The sequence below is a fragment of the Leifsonia sp. NPDC014704 genome (assembly GCF_043083605.1).
Taxonomy (GTDB): Bacteria; Actinomycetota; Actinomycetes; order Actinomycetales; family Microbacteriaceae; genus Leifsonia.
The window spans coordinates 1,081,177-1,100,256 of record NZ_JBIBYW010000002.1; the positions used below are offsets into that span (position 1 = coordinate 1,081,177).

Annotated in this window: 18 protein-coding genes; 7 read left to right on the forward strand and 11 right to left on the reverse strand. The window is 71.1% G+C overall.

From position 1 onward, the window contains the following. Positions 1-11 precede the first annotated feature (11 nt). Together argG and ACF1AJ_RS16735 are read right to left on the reverse strand one after the other, a co-directional pair. Positions 12-1,445 carry an argininosuccinate synthase gene (gene argG, locus ACF1AJ_RS16730; RefSeq protein ID WP_391508370.1) on the reverse strand — a complete coding sequence of 478 codons (1,434 nt, stop codon included), beginning with the start codon at positions 1,443-1,445 and terminating at the stop codon, positions 12-14. A gap of 37 nt (positions 1,446-1,482) precedes the next feature. Next, positions 1,483-1,977, reverse strand: a complete 495-nt coding sequence (locus ACF1AJ_RS16735; protein ID WP_391508371.1) for a MarR family winged helix-turn-helix transcriptional regulator — start codon at positions 1,975-1,977, stop codon at positions 1,483-1,485. Positions 1,978-2,036: 59 nt separating this feature from the next. Here ACF1AJ_RS16735 and ACF1AJ_RS16740 point away from each other — a divergent pair, with 59 nt between their 5' ends. Further along, on the forward strand, positions 2,037-2,654 hold the full coding sequence (locus tag ACF1AJ_RS16740) for an NAD(P)-dependent oxidoreductase (protein ID WP_391508372.1): 618 nt from the start codon (positions 2,037-2,039) through the stop codon (positions 2,652-2,654). Positions 2,655-2,682: 28 nt separating this feature from the next. Here the strand turns inward: ACF1AJ_RS16740 and ACF1AJ_RS16745 are convergent, their stop codons facing one another. The 3 genes from ACF1AJ_RS16745 to ACF1AJ_RS16755 all read right to left on the reverse strand — a co-directional run bounded on the left by ACF1AJ_RS16745 (position 2,683) and on the right by ACF1AJ_RS16755 (position 6,141). Beyond that, positions 2,683-3,282 carry a M15 family metallopeptidase gene (locus ACF1AJ_RS16745; RefSeq protein WP_391508373.1) on the reverse strand — a complete coding sequence of 200 codons (600 nt, stop codon included), beginning with the start codon at positions 3,280-3,282 and terminating at the stop codon, positions 2,683-2,685. Between the two features lie 94 nt (positions 3,283-3,376). Beyond that, positions 3,377-5,092, reverse strand: a complete 1,716-nt coding sequence (locus ACF1AJ_RS16750) for an amidase (RefSeq protein WP_391508374.1) — start codon at positions 5,090-5,092, stop codon at positions 3,377-3,379. Then, positions 5,089-6,141, reverse strand: coding sequence for an agmatine/peptidylarginine deiminase (locus ACF1AJ_RS16755; protein WP_391508375.1), 1,053 nt, complete (start codon positions 6,139-6,141; stop codon positions 5,089-5,091). Before ACF1AJ_RS16755 ends, ACF1AJ_RS16750 begins: the two co-directional genes overlap by 4 nt. Positions 6,142-6,219: 78 nt before the next feature. On the opposite strand from ACF1AJ_RS16755, the gene ACF1AJ_RS16760 reads away from it, so the two are divergent. Further along, positions 6,220-6,858, forward strand: a complete 639-nt coding sequence (locus ACF1AJ_RS16760) for a TetR/AcrR family transcriptional regulator (protein ID WP_391508376.1) — start codon at positions 6,220-6,222, stop codon at positions 6,856-6,858. Positions 6,859-6,862: 4 nt separating this feature from the next. Here the strand turns inward: ACF1AJ_RS16760 and ACF1AJ_RS16765 are convergent, their stop codons facing one another. The 6 genes from ACF1AJ_RS16765 to ACF1AJ_RS16790 form a co-directional block, all read right to left on the reverse strand. Continuing rightward, positions 6,863-7,915, reverse strand: a complete 1,053-nt coding sequence (locus tag ACF1AJ_RS16765; protein WP_391508377.1) for an alpha/beta hydrolase — start codon at positions 7,913-7,915, stop codon at positions 6,863-6,865. After that, the gene (locus tag ACF1AJ_RS16770; RefSeq protein ID WP_391508378.1) at positions 7,912-8,802 is read right to left on the reverse strand and encodes an alpha/beta hydrolase; all 891 of its coding nucleotides are present in this window, start codon (positions 8,800-8,802) and stop codon (positions 7,912-7,914) included. The genes ACF1AJ_RS16765 and ACF1AJ_RS16770 overlap by 4 nt, the downstream gene beginning before the upstream one ends. Next, entirely contained in the window at positions 8,799-9,545 is a 747-nt protein-coding gene (locus ACF1AJ_RS16775; RefSeq protein ID WP_391508379.1) for a 3-hydroxybutyrate dehydrogenase, read from the reverse strand. Before ACF1AJ_RS16775 ends, ACF1AJ_RS16770 begins: the two co-directional genes overlap by 4 nt. Positions 9,546-9,664: 119 nt before the next feature. Further along, positions 9,665-10,645 carry a Gfo/Idh/MocA family protein gene (locus tag ACF1AJ_RS16780; RefSeq protein WP_391508380.1) on the reverse strand — a complete coding sequence of 327 codons (981 nt, stop codon included), beginning with the start codon at positions 10,643-10,645 and terminating at the stop codon, positions 9,665-9,667. A gap of 281 nt (positions 10,646-10,926) precedes the next feature. After that, positions 10,927-11,994: an ABC transporter ATP-binding protein gene (locus ACF1AJ_RS16785; RefSeq protein WP_391508381.1), complete on the reverse strand. Its 1,068-nt coding sequence runs from the start codon at positions 11,992-11,994 to the stop codon at positions 10,927-10,929. Next, a complete protein-coding gene (locus ACF1AJ_RS16790; protein ID WP_354477142.1) occupies positions 11,978-12,985 on the reverse strand; it encodes an ABC transporter ATP-binding protein in 1,008 nt (335 codons plus the stop codon). Before ACF1AJ_RS16790 ends, ACF1AJ_RS16785 begins: the two co-directional genes overlap by 17 nt. Before the next feature lie 165 nt (positions 12,986-13,150). On the opposite strand from ACF1AJ_RS16790, the gene ACF1AJ_RS16795 reads away from it, so the two are divergent. Genes ACF1AJ_RS16795 through ACF1AJ_RS16815 form a run of 5 tightly spaced genes read left to right on the forward strand, consistent with a single transcriptional unit; the run spans position 13,151 to position 19,039 of the window. After that, a complete protein-coding gene (locus ACF1AJ_RS16795; protein WP_391508382.1) occupies positions 13,151-14,359 on the forward strand; it encodes a dipeptidase in 1,209 nt (402 codons plus the stop codon). Next, on the forward strand, positions 14,359-15,975 hold the full coding sequence (locus ACF1AJ_RS16800) for an ABC transporter substrate-binding protein (protein ID WP_391508383.1): 1,617 nt from the start codon (positions 14,359-14,361) through the stop codon (positions 15,973-15,975). Before ACF1AJ_RS16795 ends, ACF1AJ_RS16800 begins: the two co-directional genes overlap by 1 nt. A gap of 21 nt (positions 15,976-15,996) precedes the next feature. Then, entirely contained in the window at positions 15,997-16,959 is a 963-nt protein-coding gene (locus ACF1AJ_RS16805; protein ID WP_089877920.1) for an ABC transporter permease, read from the forward strand. Further along, positions 16,956-17,852, forward strand: a complete 897-nt coding sequence (locus ACF1AJ_RS16810) for an ABC transporter permease (protein WP_018192259.1) — start codon at positions 16,956-16,958, stop codon at positions 17,850-17,852. The genes ACF1AJ_RS16805 and ACF1AJ_RS16810 overlap by 4 nt, the downstream gene beginning before the upstream one ends. Before the next feature lie 14 nt (positions 17,853-17,866). Beyond that, the gene (locus tag ACF1AJ_RS16815) at positions 17,867-19,039 is read left to right on the forward strand and encodes a M24 family metallopeptidase (protein ID WP_391508384.1); all 1,173 of its coding nucleotides are present in this window, start codon (positions 17,867-17,869) and stop codon (positions 19,037-19,039) included. The last annotated feature ends 41 nt before the right edge of the window (positions 19,040-19,080 follow it).

Below are 19,080 nucleotides of genomic sequence, written 5' to 3' on the forward strand. Positions count from 1 at the left end.
GGGTGTTCGCCTCAGTCGGTACCGGAGTCGAACGCGGCGCCCTCGGAGCTGAGGTCGATCTCGCGCGAGAGCTCCTCATTCACGGGCTCGACGCCCTCGAGGATCGACCGCGCGCGGCCCTCCTCCAGCTCGCCGACCAGAGCGCCGGTCGGACCGCCGATGAGCCCGGCGGCGGCGTACTGCTCGAGCCGCGAACGGGAATCGGCGATGTCGAGGTTGCGCATGGTCAGCTGGCCGATACGGTCGCCGGGGCCGAACGCCGAGTTGCCGACGCGCTCCATCGACAGCTTCTCCGGGTGGTAGCTGAGGCCCGGGCCGGTCGTGTCGAGGATCGTGTAATCGTCGCCGCGGCGCAGGCGCACGGTGACCTCGCCGGTGATGGCGGAGCCGACCCAGCGCTGCAGCGACTCGCGCAGCATCAGCGACTGCGGGTCGAGCCAGCGGCCCTCGTACATGAGGCGGCCGAGGCGGCGGCCCTCGTTGTGGTAGTTCGCAACCGTGTCCTCGTTGTGGATGGCGTTGAGCAGCCGCTCGTACACGATGTGGAGCAGGGCCATGCCCGGCGCCTCGTAGATGCCGCGGCTCTTGGCCTCGATGATGCGGTTCTCGATCTGGTCGGACGCGCCCAGGCCGTGGCGGCCGCCGATGGCGTTCGCCTCGAGCACCAGGGCCACCGGGTCGTCGAACTCGACGCCGTTGATCGCCACCGGGCGGCCCGCTTCGAAGCGGACGGACACGGTCTCGGGGATGACGTCGACGTCGTCGCGCCAGGCCGCGACGCCCATGATCGGGTCGACGATGTCGAGCCCGGCATCCAGCTCCTCCAGGCGCTTCGCCTCGTGGGTGGCGCCCCAGATGTTCGCGTCGGTCGAGTAGGCCTTCTCGCTCGGATCGCGGTACGGGAAGCCGCGGGCGACGAGCCACTCGCTCATCTCGGTGCGGCCGCCGAGCTCCTCCACGAACGCGGAGTCGAGCCACGGCTTGTAAATGCGCAGGCGCGGGTTGGCGATGAGGCCGTAGCGGTAGAACCGCTCGATGTCGTTGCCCTTGTAGGTGGAGCCGTCGCCCCAGATCTCGACGCCGTCCTCCATCATCGCGCGCACCAGCATGACGCCGGTCACCGCGCGGCCGAGCGGTGTGGTGTTGAAATAGGTCTTGCCGGCCGAGCGGATGTGGAAGGCGCCGCACTGCAGGGCGATGAGGCCTTCCTCGACGAGCGCGCGCTTGGCGTCGACGAGCCGGGCGATCTCCGCGCCGTACTCCTTCGCGCGGCCGGGGACCGCGTCGATGTCGGGCTCGTCGTACTGGCCGATGTCCGCGGTGTACGTGCAGGGCACGGCGCCTTTCTCGCGCATCCAGGCGACCGCGCAGGAGGTGTCGAGACCTCCCGAGAACGCGATGCCGACTCGTTCACCGACGGGCAGACTGCTCAGAACCTTGGACACGGCAACCAGCTTATCGGCCGGGGCCCGTCGGGGAACGTCAGTGGCGGCCGTCGAGACCCGGGTGCACACCGGCCCGGTAGCCAGCCGCGGCGACGAGGCGGGTGAGGGTCGCGACGAGCGCTGCGCGTTCTCCCGCGTCGAGGGGCGCGAGCATCGCCTCCTCCTGCTCGTCGGCCAGGCGATCGCCGGCCTCGAGCACGGCGCGCGCCGCGGGAGTGAGGTGGATGGCGTACGCGCGGCGGTCGTCCGGGTGGCGGCGACGCTCGACCAGGCCGCGCTCCTCCAGGTCGTCGATCATCCCGACCATGGAATTGCGGTGCAGGCCGAGGGCGGTGGCGAGCTCCTGCTGCGTGCGGCCCTCCTGACGGGCCAGATGCACGAGCACCCCGAACCGGTTCGGGGTGATGCCGAGCGGGGCGAGAGCCGCGGTGAAGCGCTGGGCGCTCTGCAAACCGAGTTGCGACACGAGGAAGCTGGCCCGGGTCTCGAGCGCGGGCACAGCCTCGGGCCGCGGGGTCTCGGAGGACGACATCCCTCGATCGTACCAACGGGTGATTGCACGGTAGTGTGATTATCATCTACCATGCCTACATGAAGCTCACCGTGTTCGGCGCCAGCGGGCGCACCGGCAGCCAGCTCGTCCGGCGAGCGCTGGATCGAGGCGACGAGGTCGCGGTCGTCCTCCGCCGCCCGGCCGAGATCGACCCGCGAGTCACCCCGGTCATCGTCCCCGACCTCTCCGATACGGCCGCCGTCCGGGACGCGATCGCCGGGTCGGACGCCGTGCTCTCCGCGATCGGCCCGCGATCCCGCGCGGATGCGCCCGTCGTAGCGCCCGCCACGCGGGCGATCCTCGCCGCCCACCCCGGCCGCATCGTCGTCATCAGCGCAGCGCCGGTCGCACCTCCGCCCGCGGACGACAGCTTCATCAGCCGACGCGTTGCCCTGCCCCTCATCGGTCGCGTGCTGCGGCCGGTGTACGACGACCTGCGCGAGATGGAGGCCGAGCTCGCTGCCTCGGACAGCGTGTGGACGGCATTCCGGCCGCCGATGCTCACGAACGGGCCCGCGACGGGTCGGTATCGAACGCGCATCGGCGGTTCCGTCCCTCGCGGCATGACGGTGTCCCGGGCGGATCTCGCGGCGGCGATGCTGGCGAGCCTGGGCCGGGCGGACACCGAGCGCGCCGCCGTCGGCATCGCCCGCTGAGGCACCGCGCTCAGCCGCGGCCGGGGCCTCAGCCGCGGCCGTCGGGCGACTGCGGCGGGCAGGTGCCGCCGGGGGCGGTGCGCAGCTCGAAGTGCCAGGCCTCGTTCGCGTAGACCTGGCACAGGCCCCACTCGGCGCCGAAGCGGTTGAGGTAGTCCATCGCGCCCGCGTCGGCGATGTCGACGGCCTCGCCGCGGACGTGGGCGGAGTCGCTGCCGCGCTTCACCCACTTCTCCGCCTCCTCCTCGCTGCCGTACTGCTTCACCGCCTGCGCGAACAGGTGCTCCTGGTAGCGCTCGGAACGCCAGCCGTCGGCGATGGTGATGGCGGAGCCGCTGCCCTCGGCCTCCATCGCGGACTGTGCCTCCTCGAGCGCAGACCGCAGCGCCGGGTCGAGCCGGGTGACCGCGGGAAGGTCGCTGTCGAGAGGCAGCGAGGAGCCGTCCGCGATGTACCCGTCGTCATCGGTGAGGCCGCCGCTGCCGAGCACCGATCCGCCCGCACTCGCCGGCTGGGCGAGGGAACCGGTCGGCGCAGAGGTGCAGCCCGCGAGTGCGGCACTGAGGACGATGGATGCGGCCGCCACCGACAGGGCGGCCCCGAACAGTCGGGACTTCGAGGAGTACATGCTCCCAGCCTCGCCGCGTGGCGCGGACGGGCGCGTCCCCCGCGAGGCCCATCCGCATCCACCGTGCGACGGACCCCGGAGCCTGTGATGCGTGCTACCCGAGGCGGGGAGTGCGCGGCGGCTCGGTGCGCCGCTCGCCGGTCGCCTCGAACGCAGACGCCAGCGCGAGCAGCCGGGCGTCGTCGTACGCGCGGCCGGCGAAGGTGAGGCCGACCGGCATCCCGATGTCGCTCATCGTGCCCATCGGTACGGTCACGGTCGGGATGCCGAGGTGCCGCGGCACGAGGTTGCCGTTCGCGACCCAGACGCCGTTGCGCCAGCCCAGGTCGGCGGAGGCCGGGTTCACGTCCATGTCGGCCGGCCCGACGTCCGCCACGGCCGGGAAGACGACGGCGTCGAGACCGAGCCCGTCCATCCACTCCTCCAGGTCGACGCGCCGGGTCTCCTCGAGTCCGCGCACGCCGTCGGCCAGCTCGGGGATGTCCGCGAGCGTCGTGCCGGGATGCGCGCGCACCCAGGCCGGGTAGTCGGCGATGTCGTCCTCGAACCCGTCGTAGCGGTCCGGCAGGGCGCCCTCCGGGTGGGGGAAGATGCGCTCGCCATCGACGTCGGCGAGCGCCCGCAGGGCCGGGTCGCCGTTCGCGGCGAGGAAGTCGTCCCACGCCCACGCCGACAGGTCGACGATCTCGCGCCGCAGGAACTCGGCGCTGACCAGGCCCCGCGTGGCGATGGAGGGTGCGCCTCTTCGATCGCCCTCGTAGTTGCTGACCACCGGGAAGTCGACCTCGACGACCGTCGCTCCGGCCGCCTCCAGGTCGCGTCGGGCGCGCTCCCACAGCGCGATCACCGACGCGCGTGTCTCGATCGGCTGTCCGGTGGCGCCGCCGATGCCGCCGTGACCGCTCGGTCCGCCCTCGCCCGTGCCCGTCTCCGGGTCGGCGTTGATGTACATCCGCGGCACCCCGAACCGTCGCCCGGCCAGGCTCGCGCTGCCGGCGAGGTCGGGATACGACGCGGGCCGCAGCTCCGACGCCCGCGGGATCGAGACCCACGGCTGCGCCCGCCAGAAGTCGCCGCGGGTCTCGGGGTCGTCGGCCACGATCACGTCGAGAACCTCGAGCAGGTCGGCTACGGTGCGCGTGTGCGGCACCACCACATCCATCGTCGGCACCAGAGGCCAGTTGCCGCGCACGGAGATCACGCCGCGCGACGGCGTGTAGGCGCAGAGGGCGTTGTTGGATGCGGGGGCGCGGCCCGACGACCAGGTCTCCTCACCGAGGCCGAATGCCGCGAAGCTCGCGGCCGTGGCCGTGCCGGAGCCGTTCGACGACCCCGACCCGAACGCAGCGGTGAGGTAGTCGCCGTTGTACGGGGACTCGGCGCGACCGTAGACGCCGCGCTGCATCCCGCCGTTCGCCATCGGCGGCATGTTGGTGAGGCCGAGGAGGATGGCGCCCCCGGCGCGCAGGCGCTCGATCGTGAACGCGTCGCGCTGGGCGACCAGGTGCTCGAACGCCGGGGAACCGGCCGCTGCGGTGAGCCCGCGCGCGAGGTAGCTGTCCTTCGCGGTGTACGGGATGCCGTCGAGCGGCCCGAGAGTCTGGCCGCGCGACCGCCGGGCGTCGGAGTTACGCGCCTCTGTGAGCGCGTCCGGGTTGCGGACCACCACCGCGTTGAGCCGCGGGCCGGCCGCGTCGTACGCGTCGATCCGGGCGAGGTACGCGGTGACCAGCTCCTCGCTCGTGGTCTCGCCGGCCTCCAGCGCTCGCCGCAGCTCGGCGATGGGCGTCTCGACGACGTCGAAGGTCATCGGGCGTCCTGCGGCTCCGCGGCCACCGCGGGCTGCTGCTGGGTGATGCAGTGGATGCCGCCGCCGCGCTGGAAGATCGGGCGCGAGTCGACCATCGTCACCCGCCGGCCGGGGTACGCGGCCTCGAGGATCTCGGTGGCTTCCGCGTCGGCGCGCTCCTCGCCGAAACCGCACGCCACGATGCCGTCGTTGACGACGAGGTGGTTGACGTAGCTCCAGTCGACGAAGCCCTCCTCGTCCCGGAGGGTGGCGGGGGCGGGCAGGTCGATGATGTCCCAGCTGCGTCCGGCCGCATCCGTCGTTCCCTCGAGGAGAGCGCGCAGCTCGCGTGACACCAGGTGGTCGGGGTGCTCGGGGTCGCGCTGCGTGTGCAGCAGCAGTCGGCCTGGGGAGGGGATGGTGGCGACGATGTCGACGTGGCCGTTGGTCCCGAAGTCGTCGTAGTCGCGGGTGAGTCCGCGCGGCAGCCACACGGCGTGGGTCGCGCCGATCGTGCGGGCGAGCTCGGCCTCCACACGCTCCTTGTCCGCGTAGCGGTTGCGCCGCGGGTCGAGCTGCACGGTCTCGGTCAGCAGCACGGTGCCTTCGCCGTCGACGTGGATGCCGCCGCCCTCGTTGACCAGGAGCGAGCTGATCAGCTCGGCGCCGGTGCGCTCGGCGACCAAGCGGGCGATCTCGGCCGACTTGTGCCACTCCGCCCACTCCGGGTCGCCCCAGCCGTTGAACGTCCAGTCGACGGCCCCGAGCACACCCGGCCGCTCGTCGTCGACCACGAAGGTGGGGCCGAAGTCGCGCATCCAGAACTCGTCGAGCGGGGCTTCGACCTGTTCGACGTGGCTGCCGAGCATGCGGCGGGCGCGGTCGCGCTCGGTGGGGTCGACGACCATCGTGATCGGCTCGTACTCGGCGATCGCGTGGGCGACGGCGGTCCACGACGCGTAGGCCTCCTCGGCTGATGCGACGTCGTCGCCGAGGGTCAGGCCGGCGCGCGGGAAGGCCATCCAGGTGCGCTCGTGCGGTGCGGTCTCTGCGGGCATGCGCCAGGTCATGGGTGTCCTCCGCGGTCGACGACGATTGTTGATCGAATGATCAATATCTGAAGCGACCGTACCTATACTGGGCGGACCATGTCAAGAGCACCCCGTCGCCCGCCTGCGGAACGTCGCGCCGAACTCTCGGCCGCCGCTCGCGACCTCGCGCTCACCGACGGGCTCACCGCGGTGACCATGCGCGGCGTCGCCGGTCGCGCCGGGGTCGCTCCCGCCCTGGTTGCGCACTACCACCCGGTGATGGATGAGCTGGTCGCCTCCGCCTTCACCGCGGTCGTCGCCGCCGAACTGGAGGAGGTGCGTGCCCTCCTCGATCGTGAAGACGACCCGACGGCCCGTCTCGCCGCGCTGCTGCGGACGCTGCTCGACGGCACCCGCGACGATGTCACCCTCGTCTGGGTCGAAGCCTGGGCGCTCGGCCGACGGAACGAGGCGCTCGCCGCCGCGGTGCGCGACCAGATGGATGCGTGGCAGGCGCTCCTCCTCGACGTCGTCGAGCGCGGTGTCGCAGCCGGGGTCTTCCGCACAGAAGATCCGGCGCAGGCCGCGTGGCAACTGCTCGGAATGATCGACGGACTCAACGCGCAGGCCCTCGTTCGCTGGGGCGCGGGCGGCGAGCGCGGGCCGGTCCTGGCTCACGCGGTCGAGGGACTTCTCGGCCTCCGCCGCGGCGCGCTCGACGCCGCAGCGGCCCCTGGTGCCGCCGCCGAGTCGTGAGCGCTCAGCCGATCCAGGCGAGCAGCTCCGCGCGGAACTCGTCCGGCTTCTCGATGTGGGCGGAGTGGCCGCAGTCCTCGAACACGACCTCGCGCGTGGTGCCGCCGGCCGCGGCGTAGCGGTCGAGCACCGCCCGGGTCTGCACGAGCATCGGCTGGGGCGGCGCCACTTGGTCGCCCGGCCATCCGGGGATCACGCCGGCGGCGCCCAGCTGGTTGAGGTCGAAGAAGGACGCATCGCCGACGATCGCGTCGACCGCGCCGTGGATCCACAGGAGGGGCGGCTTGGCCGGCGCATCCACGATGCCCGAGGTGTCGAAGTACGTCGGCGCCAGGGTGTTGAGGATGCCGCGCGTGCCCGGCGCGAAGCCCGGCCAGTGCTCGGACGCGCTCGCGTCGCCGGGGTAATTGTCGGGGCCGGTCGCCGTGGAGAGCATCGACTCCACCCAGAGATCCTCGTACTCGGAGACGAACCCGGGCGCGACGTAGGAGGAGCGGTAGACCGCGCGCGGCGACGTCGGCGATTCCTCGCCGGTGTCCCCGGCGGCCAGGCGCGCCACGAAGTCCGGGTTCGCGCCGCCGCCTCCCGTGCCCGACGCGTCGGGGTTGAGCAGGCTCCCGTCGGCGGCTGTGCCGCCGAAGCCGTACGGAGAGACAGGGGAGACCAGGGTCAGGCTCGCGACGAGGTCCGGCCGATCGAGCAGCAGCTGCATGACCACACCGCCGCCGAGACTCCAGCCGACCACGTGCACGGCGCCGAGACCGAGCTCATCCGCGACGGCCGCGACGTCGTCGGAGAAGTCGCGGACACCGCGGGTCGCATCCACCGGGAGGGTCTCGCTGTCGCCGAACCCGCGGAGGTCGACCGCGAGCGCGCGCAGGCCCTCCGGCAGCGACAGCATGAGCGGCTGCCAGAACAGTGACGACGAGACGTTTCCGTGGACGAACAGCACGGTGCGGAGCGGGTCGCCCGCGGCCGGGCGCTCCAGCACGTTGGCGGTGTAGCGAGAGGTGCGGACGGCGCGGGCGTCGATGCCGGGCAGCAGCGTTCCACTCATTGGGGTGTCTCCTTCGGGTCGAGGACGGGGAGGACCTGCCGCAGGCCGGCATCGGTCATGAGGATCGTGTAGTGGTTGACGTCGTCCGCCTCGTGGATGCGCATCGCGGGCAGCCGCTCCCGCCACTCGGCGACGACGGCGGGGTCGTAGAGGGGCGGTCCGTCGAGGAGGCCGCGCGGCGCGCGCACGACGTCGATCGGAAGGCGGAGGGCGGCCAGCGCCTCGGCGTAGCCGGCCGACCCGTCGAGCTCGAGCGCGTTCACGGACACGGCGTCGGGGTCGGCGCTCGACCGCAGCTCCGGCGCATCGCCGATCAGGTCGTACGCGACGTAGTCGGCGATCGCGGCGTTCCACCACGGACCGATCGCGGGATGCCGCCGCCAGAACGCCTCGTACTCCTCCGGCGACGCGAACCGCATCCGCAGGCGCTCGAGCGCCGGGCCGAGGATCACGGCCGGGAGGTCCTCGGGTGGGACGCCCTCGGGTGCGGGGACGGGCAGGCCGCCGTCGATCAGCACCAACCGCTCGACCCGATCCGGGTGGCGTTCGGCGAAGCGGACCGCGACGAAGCCGCCCATGGAGTGACCGGCGATGACGACCCGGTCGACCGCGAGCGCATCCAGTGCTCTGGCCAGATCGTCGGCGTGCTGCGTGAGCTCGAAGGGACCGGGGAGCCCGGAGCTGCGGCCGCGCCCGCGCAGGTCCGGCGCGATCAGCCGGCGGTTCGGCAGCGCGTCCGCGGCGAGCAGCCAGGCACGGTGGCTGGCCGTGATGCCGTGGATGGCGAGGATCGGCATCCCCTCGGCGTCCGGATGCCACACACCACCGGCGAGGTCGCCGCCGTCGACCGGAACCGCGAACGGCGCGTACTCCGTTGCGGTCGTCACCGGGCGCTCCACCCGCCGTCCATCGTGTAGCTGGCGCCGGTGACCATGCCGGCGTCGTCACCGGCGAGCCAGAGCGCCAGGCTCGCCACCTCGGCCGGCTCCACCAGGCGCTTGATAGACGCCTCGGTCAGCATCACCTTCTCGACCACCTCGTCCTCCGGGATGCCGTGAAGACGCGCCTGGTCGGCGATCTGCTTCTCGACGAGCGGGGTGCGGACGTAGCCGGGATTGATGCAGTTGGAGGTGACGCCGTGCGCCCCGCCCTCGAGCGCGGTCGTCTTGGAGAGCCCCTCCAGGGCGTGCTTGGCGGTGACGTAGGCCGACTTGAACTCGGACGCCCGCAGGCCGTGGACGCTGGAGATGTTGACGATCCGGCCGAATCCCCGCTCGTACATTCCGGGCAGCGCCGCGCGGATGAGGAGGAACGGCGCCTCCACCATGATCCGCAGCATCAGGGCGAACGTCTCCGGCTCGAACTCGGGGATGGGGCGGACGTGCTGGATGCCGGCGTTGTTCACGAGGATGTCGACGTCCACCGCCGCGTCGGCCAGCTCGCCGGTCTTCGACAGGTCGACCTCCCAGGCGTCGCCGCCGAGCCGCTCCGCGACCTCACGCGCCGCGTCGCCGTTCAGGTCGGCGATCGTCACCCGGGCCCCGGCGGCCGCGAACGCCTCGGCGCACGCGAGGCCGATGCCGCTGGCGCCGCCGGTGACCAGCGCGCGCCTCCCCGTGAGATCGGTCATCGATGACGCTCCTTCCCGCCGGGCCAGCGGCCCCGGGCCGCGGATCGCCGTGCGCTCCTCGCCGCACTCTAACGCGGGCGCTCGGAACGGGGAAGAGCGGCGGCCGGTTCGCGTGCTGCTCAGCGGTAGACGAGGCCGATGCGCTCCCGGATGGCGTCGAGCGTGCCCATGATCGCGACGGACTGCGAGAGCGGCAGGCGCACATCCTCTCCTCCGCCCGCCGCGATCAGGCGCTCGATCGCTCGTGCCTGGTACTGCATCCCGCGCCCGTCGATACGCGACTCGTAGGTCTCGATGACGTGGCCCGTGGGGTCGACGACCCGGAAGGAGGTCGGCGCGTAGAAGGTCGCGGCGAGCTCGACCCGCGCGTCCGTCCCGACGATGGTGGCACTGTTGTCGCCGGCGGCGTCCAGTTCGGTGGTGAGAGCCGCCTGCGCACCGCTCTCGTAGCCGAGCAGGATGGACGTCTGGCGGTCGACGCCGGTCGCGGTCGGTGTGGACAGAGCGAGCACCTCGTTCGGAGCGCCCAGCACATCCCAGGCGAACGACACGGGGTAGATGCCGAGGTCGAGCAGCGCGCCGCCGCCGAGGGCGGGATTCAGCATCCGGCCGGCCGGGTCGGGGTTCGTGAGCTGGGAGTGGTGGGCGACGACCGAGCGCAGCTCGCCGAGGGTCCCGTCGCTGATGATCTCCTGCAGGCGTTCCATGTGCGGCAGCCACCGCGTCCACATCGCCTCAAGTGCGACGAGCCCGCCGGCGCGGGCGGCGTCGGCGATCTGCTGCGCCTCGGCCTGGTTCATCGTGAACGGCTTCTCGACGAGCACGTGCTTGCCGGCCGCGAGGGCGAGCAGGGCGTTGGGGGCGTGCTGCGGATGCGGCGTGGCGATGTAGACGACGTCGACGTCCGGATCGGCGACGAGCTCCTCGTAGCTGCCGTGGGACCGGGGCACGGCGTGCGCGGCGGCGAATCGGGCGGCGGACTCTGGGGTGCGGGAGCCGACCGCGGCGACGGTGTGGCCGTCGAGCTGCAGGTCGCGGGTCATGGCGGCCGCAATGCCGCCCGTTCCGAGGATGCCCCACGCGGGGGAGGAGGTCGTCATGCGGTCATCGTACCGATGGGGGCGCGTGGACGTTCGGCGGTCGGTCGTCCGGAACGGAGGTGGATCGGGCCGCCGGCGTCGAAACATCCTCCGTTTCCGGTGATTCATCGGCGCGGCGGCGGGAACCTCCTCCCTGTCCAAGAGGCCGAGCGGGTGGGCGGAAAGGGAGGAGAATCGGCGCGGCGCGCCGTCACGAAGCCGGAATCGGAGGAGGTTCTGGCCGCGGTGGGCCTGGAATCCTCCGTTTCGCGCATGGGGGAAGGGGACGGAGGCGCCAGGCGTCAGGCGACCGGGAGGCCGACCGCCTCCTCGGCGTGGTGGCACGACACCTCGCGCAGCGGGATGCCGGGACCGTCGAGCGGGCGGAGCGGCGGGACCACCGTGCGGCACTCGTCGGTCGCCATCCAGCAGCGCGGGTTGAAGCGGCAGCCCGACGGCGGATCCACCGGCGACGGCGGCTCCCCGGCGAGGATGCGCCTCTGCGCCAGGCGGCCCCGGCCCTCGCGGGTGGCGGTCGGCGTCGCCGACAGCAGCGCCTGGGTGTAGGGATGCGACGGGCTCTCGTAGAGCACGTCGGTGTCGCCGAGCTCCGCGATCCGGCCCAGGTACATGACGGCCACGCGGTCGGCGATGTGCCGGACGACGGAGAGATCGTGAGCGATGAACACGATCGACACCCCGAGGCGGCGGCGGATGTCGCCCAGCAGGTTGATGACCTGCGCCTGCACCGACACGTCGAGGGCGGAGACCGGTTCGTCGCAGACCAGGACGTCCGGGTCGAGCGCCAGAGCGCGGGCGATGCCGATGCGCTGACGCTGGCCGCCGGAGAACTGGTGCGGGAAGCGCGTGAGCATGTCCTCGCCGAGTCCGACCAGCTCCAGCAGCTCCACCGCCCTCGCGCGCCGAGCGGACCGGTTCATCGCGTGGGCCGCGGCGATCGGCTCGGTGACGATGTCGAGCACCGTCATGCGCGGGTCGAGGGAGGCGTACGGGTCCTGGAAGATCATCTGCACCCCCTCGCGGAGGTGCTTGCGGTCGCGCCGGCGGCCGCGGCCCACGTCGGTGCCGCGGTACGCGAGCGTGCCCTCGTCGGGACGTTCGAGGCCGACGAGCATGCGCGCGAGAGTCGACTTGCCGCATCCCGACTCCCCGACGATGCCGAGGATCTCGCCGGCGTGCAGGTCGAGCGAGATGCCGTCGACCGCCGAGACGGTCGCCGACCGCAACGCGGAGCCGGTCGCGAAACGGCGGACGAGGCCGTGCGCGCTGAGGACGACCTCGGTTTCCGGGGCGGTCGGTTCGCCGGCGCGGGAGTCGACGACGGTGCGGGTATCAGGGGACGAGTTCACCGATGAGCTCCTCGGATCGGATACAGGCCGCCCGCCGACCGGGGGCGACCTCTTCGAGCGGGGGACGGACGCTGCGGCAGGCCTCGACGGCCAGGTGGCAGCGGGGATGGAACGAGCAGCCGGACGGGACGCGCGCCGGACTCGGCGGCGACCCGGGGATGGTGAGCAGGTCCGACCCGCGCTGTGCCGCCTGCGGAACCGACCGCAGGAGAGCCTCCGTGTACGGGTGGGCCGGGCGGGCGAACACCGTGTCGGCGTCTCCCGACTCCACGATCCGGCCGGCGTACATGACGGCCACCCGGTCGGCGACCTCCATGACGACGCCCAGGTCGTGCGTGATCAGGAGCACGCCCATCCCGAGCCGGTCGCGCAGCGAGCCAAGCAGGTCGAGGATCTGCGCCTGCACGGTGACGTCGAGCGCGGTCGTCGGCTCGTCCGCGATGAGGAGTTCCGGCTCCAGGGCGATGGCCATGGCGATCAGGATGCGCTGACGCATGCCACCGGAGAACTGGTGCGGGTAGTCGTCGACCCGGCGCTCCGGGGCGGGGATGCCGACCAGCGCGAGGAGTTCGGCCGCGCGGGCGCGCGCCTCCTTCCGGCCGGCGCCGCGGTGTACGCGGAAGAGCTCGCCGATCTGGTCGCCGATCGTCATCACCGGGTTGAGCGCCGAGAGGGCGTCCTGCAGGACGAGCGAGATGCGCTCGCCGCGGAGCCGCCTGCGCGCCTCCTCGCTCACGGACAGCAGGTCGACGTCGCCCAGGCGCAGCACGTCGGCGGTGACCCGGGTGTTCTCCTCGCCGAGGCCCATGATGGCCCGCGCGGTGACCGACTTGCCCGAACCGGACTCGCCGAGGAGCGCGACGAACTCGCCCCGGCCGACGCGGAGGTCGACCTCGCGAACCGCGGGGATGTCCGGTCCGCCGCCGGTGAAGGCCACGGAGAGATTGCGTACCTGCAGCACGTCGGTGCTGTGCGCGTTCGATGTGTCCACGTCGACATCCTCGCATGTGAGTCGTTTCCGGAATGTTTCAATCAGGAAACATCCCTGCCGAATTTTCAAATCAATGTTGACACAGCTGCCGGATATCCGCGAGATTGGCTGCTGTTGCGCCTGATTGCGCAGCGGCCTCAACCTCACCAGGACGAAGGAGACAGCGTGCTCGACCCCGCCCCGCGCTACACGGGCTACACCGCATACGACTACCTGGAGGCCGGCAAGGACTACCGCGAGTTCCGCTACGCCAAGCAGATCAACCGGGTGCCCGAGTACGCCGGCCTCGACCTCAGCGACGACCAGGCGGAGCGCACGACGCGCCTCCTCTCCGAGTCGACGGTCATCTCCCTGCACGACCACGTGCAGGTCTTCCCCGAAGACATGACCCAGCTCCGCGACCACATCCGCCAGGGCCGCGAACCAACCGGCTACGAGGGCCTCTCGCGCTCCGGCATCACGGCGGTCTTCGACAACGGGATGGACGGCACCTGCTGCATCTCGAGCGACGCCGGCTGGAAGTACCAGGACGTGCTCTTCGACCTCGGCGTCCGCATGGCCGACCTGGCCCACCAGGATTTCGTCATCAAGGGCGAGACGATCAAGGACATCGAGTACGCCGCCGAGACCGGGCGCATCGCCCACATCTTCGCCCTCGAAGCGGCGACCCCGATCGAGAACGAGGTCGACCGGCTCGACGTGCTGTACGGCTTCGGGGTGCGCCAGACGGGCATCGCGTACTCGGAGGCGAACTACCTGGGCTCCGGGCTCAAGGAGCGCGGCGACGGCGGGCTGACGTACTTCGGCGAACGCGCCGTCGAGCGGATGAACAAGCTGGGCATCGCGATCGACGTCTCGCACTCGGGCGACCGGACGGCGGTGGATGCGATCAAGGCCTCCACCAAGCCGGTCTTCATCACCCACGCCGGAGCGCGCGGCCTGTGGCCGACGAACCGCATGAAGACGGACGAGACGATCATCGAGTGCGCGAAGCGCGGCGGTGTCATCGGTATCGAGGCCGCTCCGCACACGACGCTCTCGCCCCAGCACCCGCGTCACTCGCTGGAATCGGTCATGGACCACTTCCAGTACTGCGTCGACCTCGTCGGTCTGGAGCACGTCAGCTTCGGACCGGACACGCTGTTCGGCGACCACGTCGGCCTGCACGACGCCTTCTCATCCAACCTGTCCCTCGGGCAGGCGCACGGGACGGTCGACTACGAGAAGGTCGAGTACGTGGACGGCCTCGAGAACCCGGCCGAGGAGTTCTACAACATCATCGGCTGGCTGGTGAAGCACGACTACTCCGACGACGAGATCCGCGCCGTCGTGGGTGGCAACACTCTTCGGGTCCTGAAGGAGGTGTGGGTCTGATGCGCCCACGGAAGATCGCGGTCGCGGCGGCAACACTCGCCGTCGCGGCCCTGGCACTCAGTGCGTGCGCGCCGAGCGCGCCGCCCGCGGCGAGCTCCGCCACGGCCGGCTCGGCGACGCTCACGATCGCCACGACGACCGATGTCGTCAACTACAACCCGCTCGTCGGCAACAGCCGCAGCGATTACTGGATCACCAACCTCATGTATCCGCACCTGCTGGAGATCGCGAACGACGGCTCGAAGAAGCCGCAGCTCGCCACCAAGTGGGGCTACGTGAACGACACCACCGGGTACTACGAGATCCGCGACGACATGAAGTGGAGCGACGGCCAGCCGCTCACCGCGGAGGACGTCGCGTGGACGATGAACGCGGTGAAGAAGGACAAGCCATCCGGCACCTTCTACGGCCAGCTCGCCAACCTCGACACGGCGAAGGCGGTGTCGAAGACGCGCGTCGAGTTCACCCTGACCAAGCCGGATTCGTCGATCGTCGACGAGATCGGCTTCTGGGGCAACATCGTCCCGAAGCACGTCTTCGAGAAGGCCGACTCCGTCGCCACGTTCCCGAACGACGGCAAGGACGGCGGCTGGGTCAGCGCCGGACCGTACAAGCTGTCGGCGGTGCAGGTGGGGCAGAGCTACACGCTCGACCGCGTCGACGACTACCCGCTGGTCGAGGGCGGCACGCCGCTCTCCGCCAAGGTCGTGTACCGGGTCTTCCCGGACATCAACACCGAGATCCTCGCGCTGCAGAGCGGTGAAGTGGATGCGATCGCCAACGCGCTGCCCCCGGCGCAGGTCGCGAAGCTGAAGTCGACGAGCGGCATCACGGTCACCGAGGCGGTCGGGCTGGGCTACGCCCACATGACCTACAACATGAAGAACCCGGTGCTCGCGAAGCTCGAGGTGCGTCAGGCGCTCGCCCACGCGGTCGACTACGACGCGATCCGCAAGGTCGTGCTGCAGGGTCAGGCCGTGTCGACCGGGTCGAGCCCGCTGATGCCGGTGCTGAAGGACTACTACGACAAGTCCATCAAGGAGTACTCGTTCGACACGGATGAGGCGCGGTCGCTGATGGAGAAGGCGGGATACACGGCCGGCTCCGACGGGATGTTCCCCGTCAAGTTCCGGCTGATCTACTCCCTCCAGGACAGCGTCACCTCGCAGTGGGCGACCCTCGTCAAGGACAGCGCGGCGAAGGCGGGCATCCCGATCGAGCTCCAGGGCACCGAGCGGAACACCTACCTCGCGATGACCAACAAGGGCGACTTCGACATCTACGCCGGCAACTTCGCCATCATGGACGACCCGGTGACGAACATGACGCTCGCCTACCTCCCCGGAGGCGCCATCAACTACACCTACGTCGACGACGCGAAGCTCAACGACCTGATCGCCCAGGGCGCCGCGACCACCGACAAGAAGGAGAAGGTGAAGCTGATGCGGGAGGCCGCGAAGATCGTGCGGGACAACGTGTACGACAACATCATGTACACGCAGAACCTGTACTTCGCGTCCAGCTCGAAGTGGACCGGGTTCGTCTCGAAGCCCAGCGAGCTCCTGTCCATCGTCAACCCGGTCTCGGTCGCCAGCGCGCACCCGACCGGCAAGTAGCCGAAAGCGAGGCCGACCCGCGTGTCCCGGTTCCTGTTCCTGCTCCCGAGGCTCGGGAGGGGTGTGCTCACGATCTGGTTCGCCGTGACCGTGACGTTCCTCCTGCTGCGCCTGCTGCCCGGAGACCCGGCGCTGGCGGTCGCCAGCCCGAACATGACCGAGGACACGCGGGCGGCCCTGCTCCAGCAGTACGGGCTCGATCAGCCGCTGATCGTGCAGTACGGCATCTATCTGTGGCAGCTCGTCCAGGGAAACCTGGGGGTCTCGTTCACGCAGTCGATTCCTGTGCTCGACGTGCTGATGCAGCGACTCCCGTGGACGCTGCTGCTCACCGGCACCGCTCTGGTGCTCACGGTGGCCGTCGGCATCCCGCTCGGGGTGCTGGCGGCCTCCCACCGCGGCCGTTTCCTCGACAAGGTCGTGCAGATCGTCGGCGTCACCGGCCAGTCCATCTTCGTCCCGAGCATCGGCGTCCTGCTGCTGTTCGTGTTCGGGCTGATGCTGCACTGGCTGCCGATCGGCGGAGCGTACGACCAGGACGCCTACGGGTTGGCTTGGTACGGCTCGGTGGCCAGCCATCTCATCCTGCCGGCGGTGTCGCTCATGCTGGTGCAGCTCGGCTCGTACGTGCTGACCATGCGCTCGACCCTGATCGACGCGCTGGGGGAGGACTACACGACCCTGGCTCGGGCCAACGGCCTCCCGTACCGCCGGGTGCTGTGGAAGCACGCGCTGCGGAACGCGTTGCTCCCGACCACGACGCTGATCGGGCTCCAGCTGGGCTTCCTCGTCGGCGGCGCCGTCCTCACCGAGACCGTGTTCGCCTACCCGGGCATCGGCCGAGGGATCTACGAGGCGGTCACGCAGCTCGACTTCCCGGTGCTGCAGGGCGCGTTCCTGATGCTCGCCATCACGGTCGTGGTGGCGAACATGATCACCGACACCGTCTACGGATTCCTCGACCCGAGAGTGAAGAAGGCATGACCCAGGCAGCAGTCACCGAGGCCGCGGTCGGCATCGAGCCGGTCGCTCTGGAGAACGGCCGCGCGGCCGCGCAGACCTGGCGGGCGTTCCGCCGGGAGCCGCTCGGGATGCTGGCGCTCGCCGTCCTCATCCTGCTCACCATCGTCGCGATCGCGGCCCCGCTGATCGCCCCCTATCCGCCGAGCTACGGCGACCCCGTCCTCGCGCCGCCGAGCGGTGCCCACTGGTTCGGCACCGACAGCCTCGGCCGGGATGTGTTCGGCGAGGTGGTCTGGGGGTCGCAGCAGAGCATCCTGGTCGCGGTGGCGGCCTCCGCCATCGCCATCGTCGTCGGGACCATCGTCGCCGTCGCCGGCGCGTACTTCCGGCGGCTCGACGGCTTCATCAGCGTCGTCGTCGACCTGACGCTGTCGCTCCCGGTGCTGCCGCTGATGATCCTCATCGCCGCGCTGGTCGGACCGAGCACCACCACGATCATCCTCGTCGTCGCCGCCTTCTCCTGGCCGGAGGTCACGCGGCTGGTGCGCTCGCAGGCGCTGACCGTCGTGCGCCTGCCGTACGTCGACGCCGCCCGGCTGATGACCTCCTCCCCGCTGTGGATCATCGTGCGGCACGTGGTCCCGGCGGTCACTCCCGTGATCGTCGTCTCGGTCGTCGTCACCGCCTCGCGCGCCGTGCTCTCCGCCGCCGGCCTCGCCTTCCTCGGGCTGGGCGATCCGAATGTCTGGTCGTGGGGGCGCATCCTCTACGAGGCGCAGCAGTCGGGCGCGATGTCGAGCGCCTGGTGGCTGACCCTGTTCCCGTCCATCGCGATCCTGCTGCTCGTGCTCTCGGCGACGCTGCTGTCCATCGCCTACAACGACGCGCGCAACCCCAAGTCGCGTCGCCGCTGATCCGAAGGAGACCCGTGTTCCGCACCCGGCTGACCGCCGACGCGCTCGACCGCATCCAGGACCGCGTCCGCTCCCGGCTCGTCGCCGACGGGCTCGACGCCCTGCTCACCGACTCGCCGGAGGACGTCGCCTACCTGACCGGCTTCTTCCATCATCCGAGCGAGCGTCCGGTGGCTGTGTGGATGGATGCGGAGGGCCGCACGGTCCTCCTCGTCCCCGAGCTCGAGCGGGAGAACGCGGAACGCCAGTCCGCCCGAGCCGACGTGGTGTCCTATCCCGAGTTCCCCGGGGTCCTCCCGCCGTTCCGCGCGCTCGCAGACCGGGTGGGGCCGGCCGGCCGCGTGGGGTTCTCGACCGGGATGATGTGGGAGCGACAGGCGGCCGCGTTCGCGGAACTCGACGCAGGCGAGGCCGTTGCGACGCCGCTGGTCACCGTGGCGCGCTCCGTGAAGCTGCCCGAGGAGGTCGCCCTGCACGCCGAAGCGGCGCGCATCACCGACCTGATGCTCGAATCCGGCGTCGCCCTGATCCGCGAGCGCGTCTCGGCCGGCGGCGAGCTGCCGACCGAGGCGGAGCTGGCCTCGCACGTCGGCGGTGTCGGCGTCTCGACGATGTACGCCGAGCACGACGATGTCGTCGTCGTGTCGCCGCTCGCGGGCGGTCTCGTCTACGCGGGCGCGAACTCCGCCTACCCGCACGGGCTGCCGTCCGGGTACCGGCTGCGGCCCGGCGACACCTTCATGCTCTCGCTCGGCTGCGCCGTCGGCGGCCGCTTCGTCGAGGGGGAGCGCACCTTCGTGCTGGGCACGCCGACCGCCGACCAGCGGCGCTACCACGACGCCGTCCGGTTCGCGCAGGCCACAGGCGCCTCCGCCATCCGGCCCGGCCGCGAGTGCCGCCAGGCGAACGCCGACTGCCTCGACGTCATCCGGGAGGCGGGCCTCGGCGAGTACCTCCGCCATCGGCAGGGGCACGGCATCGGGCTCGGGATGCACGAGCCGCCGTGGCTGGAGGACGGCGACCCGACGCCGCTCGAAGCTGGGATGATCGTCTCCAACGAGCCGGGCGTCTACATTCCCGGGCATGCCGGTTACCGCATCTCCGACTCCATGCTGGTCACGGAGGACGGCGCGACGCCGCTGACCGCGTTCCCCCGCGACCTCGACCACTGCACCATCGACCTCTGAACCACCGATCTCCGAACCACCGCACCACAGCACCGCCATCG

Bases quoted from the DNA above. Each gene is read 5' to 3' on its own strand.
- ACF1AJ_RS16735 (WP_391508371.1), bottom strand. From the start codon at position 1,977: ATGTCGTCCTCCGAGACCCCGCGGCCCGAGGCTGTGCCCGCGCTCGAG.
- ACF1AJ_RS16740 (WP_391508372.1), top strand. From the start codon at position 2,037: ATGAAGCTCACCGTGTTCGGCGCCAGCGGGCGCACCGGCAGCCAGCTC.
- ACF1AJ_RS16745 (WP_391508373.1), bottom strand. From the start codon at position 3,282: ATGTACTCCTCGAAGTCCCGACTGTTCGGGGCCGCCCTGTCGGTGGCG.
- ACF1AJ_RS16750 (WP_391508374.1), bottom strand. From the start codon at position 5,092: ATGACCTTCGACGTCGTCGAGACGCCCATCGCCGAGCTGCGGCGAGCG.
- ACF1AJ_RS16755 (WP_391508375.1), bottom strand. From the start codon at position 6,141: ATGACCTGGCGCATGCCCGCAGAGACCGCACCGCACGAGCGCACCTGG.
- ACF1AJ_RS16760 (WP_391508376.1), top strand. From the start codon at position 6,220: ATGTCAAGAGCACCCCGTCGCCCGCCTGCGGAACGTCGCGCCGAACTC.
- ACF1AJ_RS16765 (WP_391508377.1), bottom strand. From the start codon at position 7,915: ATGAGTGGAACGCTGCTGCCCGGCATCGACGCCCGCGCCGTCCGCACC.
- ACF1AJ_RS16775 (WP_391508379.1), bottom strand. From the start codon at position 9,545: ATGACCGATCTCACGGGGAGGCGCGCGCTGGTCACCGGCGGCGCCAGC.
- ACF1AJ_RS16780 (WP_391508380.1), bottom strand. From the start codon at position 10,645: ATGACGACCTCCTCCCCCGCGTGGGGCATCCTCGGAACGGGCGGCATT.
- ACF1AJ_RS16800 (WP_391508383.1), top strand. From the start codon at position 14,359: ATGCGCCCACGGAAGATCGCGGTCGCGGCGGCAACACTCGCCGTCGCG.
- ACF1AJ_RS16810 (WP_018192259.1), top strand. From the start codon at position 16,956: ATGACCCAGGCAGCAGTCACCGAGGCCGCGGTCGGCATCGAGCCGGTC.